At 29.2% G+C, this 13,130-nt stretch carries 11 protein-coding genes; 3 read left to right on the plus strand and 8 right to left on the minus strand.

What is annotated here, in order from left to right:
- Nucleotides 1–42: 42 nt before the first annotated feature.
- The gene (locus tag ACJJVK_RS03190) at nt 43–1,941 is read left to right on the plus strand and encodes a mucoidy inhibitor MuiA family protein (RefSeq protein ID WP_405563081.1); all 1,899 of its coding nucleotides are present in this window, start codon (nt 43–45) and stop codon (nt 1,939–1,941) included.
- Here ACJJVK_RS03190 and ACJJVK_RS03195 read toward each other — a convergent pair.
- The 4 genes from ACJJVK_RS03195 to ACJJVK_RS03210 all read right to left on the minus strand — a co-directional run bounded on the left by ACJJVK_RS03195 (nt 1,938) and on the right by ACJJVK_RS03210 (nt 6,696).
- Nucleotides 1,938–2,915, minus strand: a complete 978-nt coding sequence (locus tag ACJJVK_RS03195; RefSeq protein ID WP_405563083.1) for a polyprenyl synthetase family protein — start codon at nt 2,913–2,915, stop codon at nt 1,938–1,940. The two genes, ACJJVK_RS03190 and ACJJVK_RS03195, sit on opposite strands and share 4 nt — an antisense overlap.
- A 102-nt stretch (nt 2,916–3,017) precedes the next feature.
- Nucleotides 3,018–4,055: a 23S rRNA (adenine(2503)-C(2))-methyltransferase RlmN gene (rlmN, locus tag ACJJVK_RS03200; protein ID WP_405563086.1), complete on the minus strand. Its 1,038-nt coding sequence runs from the start codon at nt 4,053–4,055 to the stop codon at nt 3,018–3,020.
- Nucleotides 4,056–4,342: 287 nt separating this feature from the next.
- A complete protein-coding gene (queA, locus tag ACJJVK_RS03205; RefSeq protein WP_215993942.1) occupies nt 4,343–5,392 on the minus strand; it encodes a tRNA preQ1(34) S-adenosylmethionine ribosyltransferase-isomerase QueA in 1,050 nt (349 codons plus the stop codon).
- A gap of 74 nt (nt 5,393–5,466) precedes the next feature.
- The gene (locus tag ACJJVK_RS03210; protein ID WP_405563088.1) at nt 5,467–6,696 is read right to left on the minus strand and encodes a 3-phosphoshikimate 1-carboxyvinyltransferase; all 1,230 of its coding nucleotides are present in this window, start codon (nt 6,694–6,696) and stop codon (nt 5,467–5,469) included.
- Nucleotides 6,697–6,751: 55 nt separating this feature from the next.
- Between ACJJVK_RS03210 and ACJJVK_RS03215 the strand changes: the two genes are divergently transcribed.
- Nucleotides 6,752–9,856, plus strand: a complete 3,105-nt coding sequence (locus ACJJVK_RS03215) for a WD40/YVTN/BNR-like repeat-containing protein (protein ID WP_405563090.1) — start codon at nt 6,752–6,754, stop codon at nt 9,854–9,856.
- Nucleotides 9,857–10,020: 164 nt separating this feature from the next.
- On the opposite strand, the gene ACJJVK_RS03220 is transcribed toward ACJJVK_RS03215, so the two are convergent.
- A complete protein-coding gene (locus ACJJVK_RS03220; RefSeq protein WP_215993945.1) occupies nt 10,021–10,269 on the minus strand; it encodes a hypothetical protein in 249 nt (82 codons plus the stop codon).
- An 87-nt stretch (nt 10,270–10,356) separates the two neighbouring features.
- On the opposite strand from ACJJVK_RS03220, the gene ACJJVK_RS03225 reads away from it, so the two are divergent.
- The gene (locus ACJJVK_RS03225) at nt 10,357–10,953 is read left to right on the plus strand and encodes a hypothetical protein (protein ID WP_405563093.1); all 597 of its coding nucleotides are present in this window, start codon (nt 10,357–10,359) and stop codon (nt 10,951–10,953) included.
- Nucleotides 10,954–10,966: 13 nt separating this feature from the next.
- On the opposite strand, the gene ACJJVK_RS03230 is transcribed toward ACJJVK_RS03225, so the two are convergent.
- The 3 genes from ACJJVK_RS03230 to ACJJVK_RS03240 all read right to left on the minus strand — a co-directional run bounded on the left by ACJJVK_RS03230 (nt 10,967) and on the right by ACJJVK_RS03240 (nt 13,096).
- Nucleotides 10,967–11,293, minus strand: coding sequence for a nucleotide pyrophosphohydrolase (locus tag ACJJVK_RS03230; RefSeq protein WP_215993947.1), 327 nt, complete (start codon nt 11,291–11,293; stop codon nt 10,967–10,969).
- Nucleotides 11,294–11,334: 41 nt separating this feature from the next.
- A complete protein-coding gene (locus ACJJVK_RS03235) occupies nt 11,335–12,195 on the minus strand; it encodes a phosphatase PAP2 family protein (RefSeq protein WP_405563096.1) in 861 nt (286 codons plus the stop codon).
- A gap of 127 nt (nt 12,196–12,322) precedes the next feature.
- Nucleotides 12,323–13,096 (minus strand): alpha/beta fold hydrolase, encoded by a 774-nt coding sequence (locus ACJJVK_RS03240; protein WP_405563098.1) that lies wholly within the window; start codon nt 13,094–13,096, stop codon nt 12,323–12,325.
- Nucleotides 13,097–13,130 lie beyond the last annotated feature (34 nt).

A 13,130-nucleotide genomic window follows, 5' to 3' on the forward strand; every position in this document is an offset into this window, starting at 1 on the left:
ATATATTTTTGATGTAGATATACTCCATTAAAAATATTTATTATGAAAAAAGTTCTTTTTTTACTTATTTGCATTCAATTTTCAATCTCTTCTAAAGCGCAAAAAGCTAGAGAAAAAATCATAAAATCAGAAGTTAAATCGGCTGTGATTTTTCTTGAAAACGCACAAGTTAATAGAGAAGAAACTGTTTTTTTATCTAAAGGTGAAAACATATTAAAATTTACAAACTTATCTCCTTTCGTTGACAGTAAAAGCATTCAAGTTAGAGCTAAGGATATAGAAATTCAGGCTATTAATTTTCAGAAAGATTACTTAAAACAAATAAAAAAGAATCCTGAATTACAGAAATTAAAAACTCAATTATCTTTAATTGTAAACAATATCAATTCAAAAAATGTTGATTTAGAAATTGTTAAAGAAGAAGTTTTATTTTTAAAATCTAACAAATCAATTGGTGGCAATCAAACTTTAACTGCAACAACTTTTAAGGAAGCTGCTAATTATTATGGAAGCAAAATTAAAACATTAAAAACAACCGAGTTTAAACTAAAAAATGAAATAAGAACTTTAAACTTACAAGCTTCTAAAATAGAAAAGCAGATAAATGATTTTACATCAAACAAAAATTTTGGTTCAGGTGAAATTACAATCCGTTTAAAATCTGAACAAACTAAAAACACCAAATTTATTTTAAGTTATAATGTTGATAATGTTGGTTGGTATCCTTCTTATGATGTTAGAGTAAAAGATATAAACTCTCCTTTAGAATTAGTTTACAAAGCAAATTTGTATCAAAATTCAAAAGTAGATTGGACCAATGTAAAACTAAGTTTTTCTTCTGGTAACCCATCAAAATCAAACAAAGTAAAAGAAGTAATTCCTTATTTTATAAATTATGGAACAAATCCGCCAAATTATAAAAACAATATTAATAAAGTTACAGGTATAGTTAGTAGTTCTGGAGAGCCTTTACCTGGTGCAACTATTACTATTAAAGGCACAACCATTGGAACAACCACAGATTTTGATGGGAAATTTTCCCTAGAAATACCTGATACAAATAGCACATTATTAATTAACTATTTAGGTTTTAAGTCAAAAGAAATGTCTGTTAATAGTAATTATATAAATGTTAACCTTGAAGAAGACAGTAATCAATTAGATGAAATTGTAGTTGTAGGTTATGGAACAAAAAGAAAAGGAAGCAGCAAAAACAAACGAAATATAGGAACTGCATTAACTGGCAGAGCTGCTGGTATTTCTATTAGAGGAGCATCATCTATAAAAGAAGAAAAAGTAAGTATTATTAACACTAAACAAGTAATAAACCAAACCACAGTTAATTTTGAAGTGGTTAAACCCTACTCTATTAAAACTAGTAATAAAAATTTTAGCATACCAATGAGAATTTTTGATATAGCTAGTAATTATCAATATTATTCTTTTCCTAAAGCTGAACAAAGTGCATTTTTAGTAGCTAAAATCACAGATTGGGAAAAGTTTAATTTATTAGAAGCTGAAGCCAATATTTATTTTGAAGACACTTTTGTTGGCACTACTTTAATTGATACAAGGATTGCCAAAAAAGAATTAGAAATTTCTTTAGGTATTGATAAAAATGTAACCATTTCTAGAACTAAAGAAAAAGATTTTACAACAAGACAATTTATAGGAAACAAAAAAGAAGAATCTAGAGTGTGGAACTACTCAGTAAAAAACAATAAAAATGAAGCGATTAATATTATAGTTTTAGATCAAATTCCGATATCAATGTCTGAAACAATAAAAATTGAACTAGATACAGATATTACAAAAGGGAAACTGAATACCAAATCTGGTGAAATAAGATGGAATATAAATTTACCATCAAAAGAAGTTAAAAACTTTAAACTAAAATATGCTGTAAAGCATCCTAAAAATTATGTAATAAACCTGGATTAAATTTTTCTTTCAACCACATAATCAATCATTTGTAGTAAAGATTTTTTATAAGGTGATGTTGGGTAGGTTTCTAAAATATTTAATGCTCTTTGTCTGTAATCATTCATTTTAGAAACTGTATACTCAATTCCGCCATTTTCTTTTACAAACGCAATTACTTCTTTTACTCGCTTTTTATCTTTATTATGTTTTTTTATTGAATTGATAAGCCAAGCTTTTTCCTTTTTAGAGCAGTTATTTAGGGTGTAAATTAAAGGTAGTGTCATTTTCTGTTCTTTAATATCTATACCTGTTGGTTTACCTATTTTGGCATCAGAATAATCGAACAAATCATCTTTTATTTGAAAAGCAATACCTATGTATTCTCCAAATTTTCGCATTTGCTGCACAACATCATTTTTTGCACCTACAGAAGCAGCTCCAATTCCACAGCAAGCTGCAATTAAAGTTGCTGTTTTTTGACGAATGATATCAAAATAAATATCTTCTGTAATATCTAATTTTCTTGCTTTTTCAATTTGTAATAACTCACCTTCACTCATTTCACGAACAGCAATAGAAATCAATTTTAACAGATCGAAATCTTCATTATCTATGGATAAAAGTAATCCTTTTGACAATAAAAAATCGCCTACTAAAACTGCAATTTTGTTTTTCCAAAGAGCATTTACGGAAAAGAAACCACGTCTTCTATTAGAATCATCTACAACATCATCGTGTACTAAAGTAGCTGTATGTATTAACTCTACAACAGATGCACCTCTATAAGTTCTTTCATCAAAACCTCCATCAGAAACCATTTTTGCGACTAAAAAAACAAACATTGGGCGCATTTGTTTTCCTTTTCTGCGAACTATATAATAGGTAATTCTATTTAAAAGCGGAACTTTAGAAAGCATTGCATCTTTGAATTTCTTTTCAAAGAGCTCCATCTCGTTTTTAATAGGTAATTTAAAAAGTTCTACTGGCTTCATTTTATGCTGAACAGGTTTCAGTAATTGGTGTAAAAATACAAAAAATAAAAGTCGGATTTTGTTAATTAAATCATTACAAAATTCATGATTTAACTATAAAAGTTAAGCTTTATTAGCCAATTGCCCACAAGCTGCATCAATATCTTTACCTCTACTTCGTCTTACATTTACAGTAATATCGTGCATTTCTAAATTAGAAATATAGTTATTTATAGCAGAATTACTTGCTTGTTGAAATTGACCATCGTCTATAGGATTGTACTCGATTAAATTGACTTTACATGGCACATATTTACAGAACTCAACAAGTGCTTTTATGTCTTCTTTGCTGTCGTTAATTCCATCCCAAACTACATATTCGTAAGTAATTGCTCTTTTGGTTTTTTCGTACCAATATTCTAAAGATTCTTTTAAATCTTTTAAAGGAAAATTAGTGTTAAAAGGCATTATTGATGTTCTAACCTCATCTATTGCTGAGTGTAATGAAACTGCTAAATTGAATTTAACCTCTTCATCTGCCATTTTTTTAATCATTTTTGGCACTCCAGATGTAGAAACTGTTATTCTTTTTGATGACATTCCTAAACCTTCAGGAGACGTTATCATTTCTATAGATTTCAATACATTTTTATAGTTCATAAGTGGCTCACCCATTCCCATAAAAACAATATTCGTCAATTTTTTATTATGATATAATCTACTTTGTTTATCAATAACAACTACTTGATCGTAAATTTCATCAGGATTTAGATTACGCATTCTTTTTAAACGTGCTGTTGCACAAAATTTACAATCTAAACTACACCCAACTTGACTAGAAACACAAGCTGTGGTTCTTTTTTCTGTAGGTATTAAAACTGATTCTACTACTAAACCATCATGTAATTTAATACCATTTTTTATAGTACCATCATTACTCTTTTGCATAGAATCTACCTTAATATGATTGATGACAAAATTGGCTTCTAACATTTCTCTTGTTGTTTTAGAGATGTTTGTCATATCCTCAAAAGTATGTAAAGACTTGTTCCAAAGCCATTCATAAACTTGGTTTCCACGAAAAGCTTTATCGCCATTTTCTACAAAAAAATCACGTAACTGCTCTTTGGTTAAGGCTCTTATGTCTTTCTTTTTATTCAATAGATTTCTAGTTTAAAAGTGTTGTATTAATTGTGCAAAAATACACTAATATTTTGAGGTTTGCTTTGGCTTTGTTAATAGGCTGTGTTAGTGATTACTCATACTTTATTATTTTTATTGAAATCGTGAATGTTTCACATTTGAAATAGCATCCTTTTTTTTTTGAGTTTCAAAAAAAAGAGATATAATAAAAAGTACAACCTTTAGGAACACACAAAATAAAAAAACTGACAATTAAATTACTAATTGTCAGTTTTAATTATTGAATTTTAAAATTCTTAAATGTTTTATATAATTAACATTGCATCTCCGTAAGTAGAAAATTTATAACCTTCTTTAATAGCTTCTTTATAAGCTTCCATTAAAAAATCGTAACCTGCAAATGCTGCTGCTTGCATCATTAATGTAGATTTTGGTGTATGAAAATTAGTAATCATTGTGTTTGCAATGCTAAAATCATAAGGAGGAAAAATAAACTTATTTGTCCAACCTTCAAAGGCATTTAGTTCTGCATTAGAAGATACTGAAGATTCTACAGTTCTCATTACAGTTGTACCTACAGCACAAATTCTTCTTTTTTCTATTTTAGCTTTGTTAATTTTATCTGCAGATGCAGCTGGTATAACAATTTGCTCAGAATCCATTTTATGTTTCGATAAATCTTCTACCTCAACAGGGCTAAAAGTACCTAAACCAACATGTAATGTCATTTCTGCAAAATCTACTCCTTTAATTTCTAAACGCTTTAATAAGTGTTTAGAAAAGTGTAGACCTGCTGTTGGTGCTGCAACTGCACCTTCGTGTTTTGCATAAATAGTTTGGTAACGTTCTTCATCAGAAGCTTCTACTTCTCTATTTATAGTTCTTGGTAAAGGTGTTTCACCAAGTTCTAGTAATTTTTCTCTAAAAGCTTCGTAACTACCATCAAACAAAAAACGTAAAGTTCTACCTCTAGAGGTTGTGTTGTCTATAACCTCAGCTACTAAACTATCATCTTCACCAAAAAATAATTTGTTACCTATTCTAATTTTTCTTGCAGGATCTACCAAAACATCCCATAATCTATTTTCTGCATTTAGTTCTCTTAATAAGAAAACCTCAATTCTAGCTCCTGTTTTTTCTTTATTACCAAACATTCTTGCAGGAAAAACTTTGGTGTTGTTTAACATTAAAATATCGCCTTCATCAAAATAATTAATAACGTCTTTAAATGTTTTATGTTCTATAGTTTGGTCTTTTTTGTTTAAGACCATTAAACGAGATTCGTCTCTATGTTCTGCAGGATAAATTGCTAATAATTCTTCTGGCAGTTCAAAATCAAAGTTTGATAATTTCATAAATGTATTTTGCTGTAAAAGATGCAAATATACGATATGAAAACAGGCGTTGTCAAGTGTTTAGCTATTTATCTTTAAAGTTCGTCAATTTTAATTCCTAATTGTTGCATATCTTCCCAGAATTTTTGGTAAGATTTTGTAACTACTTCAGCATTATTTATTTGAATAGGAACACGCAAAGCTAAAGGCGCAAAAGCCATAGCCATTCTATGATCGTTATAGGTTTTTATAGCAATATTTTTATGGATTATGGAAGTTACAGCCAATTCTAAAGTTTCGTTGGTTACAGAAATATTTGCACCCAATTTAGATAATTCATCGTGCAAAGCTACTAACCTATCTGTTTCTTTAATTTTTAAAGTATGTAAACCAGATAAACTACATGATATGCTTTCTGCAAAACAAGTAACCACAATAGTTTGTGCAATATCTGGCGCATTTTTTAGGTTGATAACCAAAGCTTCTTTCTTAGTTTCAGTTTCTTTTTTTAGAGTGATAAAATTCTCACCAAAAGTGGTGGTTACTCCAAAATGTTCGTAGATTTCTGCTAAGCAAGAATCGCCTTGTAAACTTTCTTTTTTATAGGCTGATAATTGAATTTCTGAACCAATTTCTGCTAAAGCAACAATAGAATAAAAATAACTTGCAGAAGACCAATCAGACTCTACAACAATCGTTTGTTTTTTAATTGATTTTTTTGGATAAACTTTAATAATATTCCCTTCAAAATTACTTTCTATACCTATTTGAGAAAGCAAACTCAACGTCATTTTAATATAAGGAATAGAGGTAATTTTACCTGTTAACTCAATTTCTAATCCGTTTTCTAATTTTGCTGCAATTAACAATAATGATGAAATATATTGACTACTTACATTACCATTAATTTGAACTTTATCTTTAGTTATTTGAATTCCTTTTATTCTAATTGGTGGATAACCTTCTTTGGCTTCGTAAGAAATATTTGCTTCTAAACTTTTTAAAGCATCAACTAAAATTTCTATAGGTCTATTTTGCATTCTATCAGAACCTGTCAATACAGTTTCTCTGCCTTTTTGAACGGCAAAATATGAAGTTAAAAAACGCATTGCAGTACCTGCATGACCAATATTTACCAATTCATCATCCGTAGAAAGTGCGTGTTGCATGTGCACAGAATCATCAGAATCTGATAAGTTCTCTATAGAAAGTTCTGGAAATAATTTTTGTAAAATCAATAATCTATTCGATTCGCTTTTAGAACCAGAAATTGTAATTTTTTGGTCTATCTTTTTTTCTTGTAAAACATTTAACAATATGTCCATTCTAAAAATTGATTTTATTTCTTATTTTTAAATTTCAAACTTACAACTAACCAACATGAAAAAAGTACTTTTTCTGGTAATTTGCATATTCTTTTCTGCAAATGCCAAAGTTAATGCACAAAAAAAATCTACCAAAGTTTCTGATGAATATTTTAGCGCAATAAAATGGAGAAATATTGGCCCTTTTAGAGGAGGAAGAAGTGCTGCAGTAACAGGTGTTTCTGGCAAAGCAAATCTTTTTTACATGGGTGCAACTGGTGGTGGAGTTTGGAAAACTACTGACGCTGGTAATACTTGGCAAAATATTTCTGATGGATTTTTTGGAGGCTCTGTAGGTGCTGTAGCTGTTTCTGAATCTGATAATAATGTAATGTATGTTGGAATGGGAGAAAAAACCGTTCGTGGAAATGTTTCTTCTGGTGATGGAATTTGGAAATCTGAAAATGCAGGAAAAACATGGAAACATGTGGGTTTAAAAAACTCTAGACATATTCCTAGAATGCGCATTCATCCTAAAAATTCTGATATTGTTTTTGCTGGAGTTATGGGCGATTTATACAAACCGACTCAAGAACGTGGCGTTTATAAAACTACTGATGGTGGTGAAACTTGGCGAAAAGTATTATTTTCTAACGAAGATTCTGGAGTTGTAGATTTGGTGATCGATCCAAATAATCCAAGAATTTTATATGCAACAACATGGAACATTAGAAGAACTCCTTATAGTTTGTCTTCTGGTGGTGATGGATCTGCACTTTGGAAAAGTACTGACGAAGGTGAAACTTGGACAAACATTTCTACTAACAAAGGTTTACCTGATGGAATTTGGGGTATTGCTGGAGTTACAGTTTCACCTGTAAATTCTGATATTGTGTATGCTTTAATCGAAAATAAAAAAGGAGGAATTTACAAATCTACAGATGCTGGTAAAACTTGGAAACTTATAAATTCTGAAAGAAAATTAAGACAAAGAGCCTGGTATTACACACGTTTGTATGCAGACACCCAAGATGAAAATATTTTATATGTTTTAAATGTACGTTATCATAAATCTACTGATGGTGGTAAAACCTATAAAACTTACAACGCTCCTCATGGAGATCATCATGATTTATGGATTGCACCAAAAGACAACCAAAGAATGATTATTGGTGATGATGGTGGTGCTCAAATCTCTTTTGATGCAGGCGAAAATTGGAGCACAATGAACAATCAGCCAACTGCTCAATTTTACAGACTTGCTACAGATAATCATTTTCCTTATCGAATTTTAGCAGCACAACAAGACAATTCTACTGTAAGAATTTCTCATAGAACTGGAGGCAGATTTATTACTGAATCTGATTGGTCTTCTACTGCTGGTGGAGAAAGTGCACATATTGCTGTAGATCCTTTAAATGATGATATTGTTTATGGTGGTAGTTATGGTGGTTTATTAACAAGAGTAAATCATAAAACCAACGAATCTAGAGCTGTAAATGTTTGGCCAGATGATCCTATGGGTCATGGAGCTGAGGATTTTAAATATCGTTTTCAGTGGAATTTCCCGATTTTGTTTTCGCCAAATAATAAGAAAAGATTGTATGCAGCTTCTAATCATTTACACGCAACAGAAGATGAAGGGCAATCTTGGCAATTAATTAGTCCAGATTTAACAAGGAACGACCCTAAAACTTTAGGACCTTCTGGAGGACCAATTACCAAAGACAATACTGGTGTAGAATATTATGGAACTATTTTCGCAGTTGCAGAATCTCCTTTAGAACCTGGTTTAATTTATACGGGTTCTGATGATGGTTTGGTACACATCACTAAAAATAATGGTGAATCTTGGGATAACATTACTCCTAAAAAAATGCCAGAATGGATGATGATTAACTGCATAGAAATTGATCCTTTTACAAAAGGTGGCGCTTATATTGTAGGTACAAAATACAAATCTGGTGATTATTCACCTTATATCTACAAAACAGAAAATTATGGTAAATCTTGGGATTTAATTGTAAACGGAATTGCGAATGAAGATTTTACAAGAGCTTTAAGAGCAGACCCAAAACGTAAAGGTTTATTATACGCAGGTACAGAAAGAGGTATGTATATTTCTTTTGATGATGGTAAAAACTGGCAAACTTTTAAACAAAATCTACCAATTGTCCCTATTACAGATTTAGCAATAAAAGACGATAATTTAATTGCTGCAACTCAAGGTCGTTCTCTTTGGATTATTGATGATTTAACTCCTTTACATCAGTTAAACACATTAGAAAAAGAAGATGTTATTTTGTACAAACCAAAAGATGCTTATAATTTATCTGGTGGTAGAGGAAGAACTTCTAGAACTTCAGGAACAAACCATTCTGGAGGTGTAAATATTTATTATTATATCAATGAACTAAAGGAAAAAGATGTTGCATCTATTTCTATTTTTGATGCCAATGATAACTTGATTAAAAAATTCTCTACAAAGCCTGATAAAGATAAAAAAGAAGGCAAATTGAACATAGAAGAAGGCAACAATATTTTTAATTGGAACATGATGTATGATGGTGCAGAATCTGTAAAAGGTATGATTTTATGGTGGGCTTCTTTGTCTGGACCAATGGCTTTACCTGGTACTTATAAAGTTGAATTGACTGTAAATGATGTGAAAAAATCGAAAAACTTTTCAATTGTTAAAAACCCAATGTCTGAAGCTTCTGAAAGTGATATGAAAGCTCAGTTTGATTTTATTAATGACATCAACAAAAAAATGACTGAAATTCATAAAGCTTTAAAGAATGTTGCTAAAGTTAAAAATCAAGTTGGTTTGTTAAAAAAATCAATCAAAGACAAAAAGAAACATAAAGATTTAATTGATTTTGCTGATAAATTAGTAAAAGATATGACTATTGTTGAAGAAAAATTATATCAAACAAAATCTAAAAGCGGGCAAGATCCTTTAAATTATCCAATTCGTTTGAATAATAAATTAGGTCATTTAAATTCGTTAACTAGAATTGGAAACTATGCACCAACAAATCAAGCCATTGCTTTTAAAAATGAAATTACAAAAGAAATTGATCTAGAATTGGAGAAGTTATATTCGTTATTTGATAAAAATGTAAAAGAGTTAAATACTAAAGTTAAGGAGAGTAATATTGATTTGATTCAGTTGGATTAATTATAGTGTAATTTATTTTCTTGGTATACTTTTTAAAAAACTCAAAAGAGTGCTAAAAAGTATACCAATTTTAAATTAATTGCTATACATATTCTGTTGAAAATAAAACACGTAAAAACAAAGTCCAAAACAGAAGAGTTGTAATTAAACTTATTAAAAATAAATTATTTCATATTTTTATCTGTCATATACATTCCGTAAAATAAACTCAAAATAATTTTATAAACCCAAAATTGAATCCATTTTCCGTTATTAAAATTTGTTTCTGCAATATTTATTAAATTTCCTGAAAATATATCACTAAAACTATTTATTAGCAATGAAATTATAGTTACGAAAACAAAAAATGGAACTGAAATCTTAAGTGTATTTACCCAAAACTCTTTTTGTTTTACTTTTTTTAAAAACGACATAATTTTTATTTTTAACGGTGAGCAATATTAACAAAATTATAATTATATTTGATACTTATTCAATATCACTTTCATTCTCCAAAATAAATGAAGAGTAGATCACTTTTTATCTTATGTACTTTTATCATCTTATTTGGCATAAATAAATTCAGCTTACATAAAGACATTCACAGACAAAATGAAAATCTTACTGTTGTAAACATTTCAGGTAAACAAAGAATGTACAGTCAAAGAATCTCAAAATTAGTTTTGACATACAACAATGTTAATGAAACTTTTTTTTTGGAAAACACCATAAAATTAGAAGAAATTCTTTCCGAATTTTCTAAAGCCCATCAACTTTTAAAATCTAATTATTTTGAAAAATATGATGATTTCTATTTAAAAGAATATTTTGGTGAAATTGATATGTTTTATTCAAACATCATTAAAAATTCAAGATTACTCATCAAAAATCAAAATGATAAAACTGAAATTAACAAATACATCAACTTAACCTTATTCAACACTGAACGATTTTTACCTATAATGGATAAAATTGTAGTTAGATATGAAGAAATAGGAAGAAATAGAGGGCAGAGTATTCTAAATCGCGAACTTACTTTTAATATAATTCTTGCTATTTTATCTATATATGCAGTTTTCTTTGTAATTTTTCCTTTGGCAAATGCTAAAAGAGAATAAAACTAAGTTAGCTTTATTTTAGTTTTTCATTATTATGATGACGATTATGATCTCGTTTTGTTTTAATATCTAATTTCTTATCAAAAGCATCTTGTAAATCAATACCTGTTTGGTTTGCCAAACATAGTACAACAAACATAACATCTGCTAATTCTTCTCCTAAATCTTTATTTTTATCAGATTCCTTTTCGCTTTGCTCACCATATCTACGTGCAATAATTCTGGCTACTTCACCAACTTCTTCTGTTAATTGCGCCATATTTGTAAGCTCATTAAAATAACGAACTCCGTGAGTTTTAATCCAATTATCTACTTGTTCTTGTGCATTTTGAATATTCATCTTTTTTGCGCTTTCAAATATATTTTAGTTTAATAAAATTGCTAAAAATTCATAGTTACACCTAGAGTTCCAGGTGCAAACTGCAAGTTCCAAGCTACTTTTTTATCCTTTTTAATTTCATTGTATTTATCATCATACTTTGTGTCTAAAAAACGATCTATGGCTTCTACAATAAAAATACTAATTGCTGTAGAAAAAGCAACATCAGAAATCCAATGAAAACGATCTAAAATTCTACTAAAACCTGGTATAGAACCAATGGTATATAAACCAGCTTTTATCCATGGATTTTTAAATTGTTTAGCAATTACGTAAGCATTTGTAAAACCTAACATTACATGACCAGAAGGAAAAGAATCGTAATTGTAAACGCGATCTATATGAAAAGGATCGAATGTAGCTTTACCTACTTCTATTCTAGGTCTGGCTCTACCAATAATTCTTTTTGATACTTGCTGTAATAAACCAGCAGCAGAAGCAGATGAAATCAATAAAACTCCTGTTCTTCGTAATTTAGGGTTTTTAGTAAACAAACCTGCTAAATAAACAGCACCTGTTAATCTGTAATTGTTATTAGGGTCTCCAATATTATTACCATAGTTTACTAACCAATTTGGTGCTTTGGGTCTGTAATTTACAGCCCATCTATCTACATTATCATCAATAAAATAAAAAGTTGTAGTACCAGCTGCAACATAACCTAAATTTGTAAATTGCTTTTTTTGCCAATACAAAGGTCTTGAATATGCATAACCCATACCTCCTGCAATATTACCTAAATCATAGGTAAAATTTTGCCATAGATTTTTTTCTGTATCTAAATTAAAAGATACTTTTTGATTTTGCGAAAAGCTATTGAATGAACAGAAAAATAACAGAAAAAGAAAAACTCTTTTCATCATAAAAAAAAATTTGAATCCACAAATATAGTGGTAATAAAATAATTTAGTTTATTTTATATGCTATTCAATATTAAAACCATAATATATTTTAAGTATCAATAAAGAAGAACGTATAGAGATTATTCTTTTAAGCTAAAAATTCACAAACAGTTTCATAAAAATCTTTGGGATTTTCTGCGTGCAACCAATGACCTGCATTAGCAACTTCTACAACTGTATTATTAGGAAAATGATTATCGATAATAATTTGTTCTTCTGGAATTATATAACCCGATTTCTCTCCTTTTAAAAACAAAGTATCTTTATCAAAGGATGTATTTTGAGGTAAAGGTTTACCAACTTCTGGATTATTTTCTGTTAAAGATTGTAAATTAAATCGAAAGCCTAATTGTCCTTTTTCTACCCAATAAACATTTTTCATTAAAAATTGACGAATGCCCAATTCTGGTATATATTTACTCAATTGCTCATCTACCAGTTTTCTTGAATTTTGGATAGAAAAATCAACAGAATTTAAACCTGCTAAAATTGCATTATGGTGTGGTTCATAGGCTTTAGGTGAAATATCAACAATAATTAATTTATTAACGAAATCTGGATAATTTACAGCAAACAACATTGCTGTTTTTCCGCCCATAGAATGCCCAATAATATTTACATTTTCTATTTGATGATGTTTTATGTAGTTGTATAAATCTTCTGCTAGAAGCTCATAATTAAAAGCATCTGTATGAAAACTGCGTCCGTGATTTCTTTGGTCTATTAAATGTACTTGGTAATCTTCTGAAAACTGATTTCCCAAAGTTTTCCAATTATCAGACATGCCAAAATAACCATGTAAAATAAGCAATGGCTTGCCTTCTCCTTTTATTGTTGAATGTAGTATTGTATTTTCTGTCATTTTCTTTTCGCTGTAAATTTGAGTTAAAAATTGC

Source organism: Polaribacter sp. Asnod6-C07 (genome assembly GCF_045063625.1).
GTDB classification, from domain to species: Bacteria; Bacteroidota; Bacteroidia; order Flavobacteriales; family Flavobacteriaceae; genus Polaribacter; species Polaribacter vadi_A.

What these genes read in the sequence shown, in the direction of transcription:
- ACJJVK_RS03235 (WP_405563096.1), bottom strand. Translation starts at nt 12,195, where the DNA reads ATGATGAAAAGAGTTTTTCTTTTTCTGTTATTTTTCTGTTCATTCAAT.
- ACJJVK_RS03190 (WP_405563081.1), top strand. Translation starts at nt 43, where the DNA reads ATGAAAAAAGTTCTTTTTTTACTTATTTGCATTCAATTTTCAATCTCT.
- ACJJVK_RS03210 (WP_405563088.1), bottom strand. Translation starts at nt 6,696, where the DNA reads ATGGACATATTGTTAAATGTTTTACAAGAAAAAAAGATAGACCAAAAA.
- queA (WP_215993942.1), bottom strand. Translation starts at nt 5,392, where the DNA reads ATGAAATTATCAAACTTTGATTTTGAACTGCCAGAAGAATTATTAGCA.
- ACJJVK_RS03220 (WP_215993945.1), bottom strand. Translation starts at nt 10,269, where the DNA reads ATGTCGTTTTTAAAAAAAGTAAAACAAAAAGAGTTTTGGGTAAATACA.
- ACJJVK_RS03230 (WP_215993947.1), bottom strand. Translation starts at nt 11,293, where the DNA reads ATGAATATTCAAAATGCACAAGAACAAGTAGATAATTGGATTAAAACT.
- ACJJVK_RS03225 (WP_405563093.1), top strand. Translation starts at nt 10,357, where the DNA reads ATGAAGAGTAGATCACTTTTTATCTTATGTACTTTTATCATCTTATTT.
- ACJJVK_RS03240 (WP_405563098.1), bottom strand. Translation starts at nt 13,096, where the DNA reads ATGACAGAAAATACAATACTACATTCAACAATAAAAGGAGAAGGCAAG.
- ACJJVK_RS03215 (WP_405563090.1), top strand. Translation starts at nt 6,752, where the DNA reads ATGAAAAAAGTACTTTTTCTGGTAATTTGCATATTCTTTTCTGCAAAT.
- ACJJVK_RS03195 (WP_405563083.1), bottom strand. Translation starts at nt 2,915, where the DNA reads ATGAAGCCAGTAGAACTTTTTAAATTACCTATTAAAAACGAGATGGAG.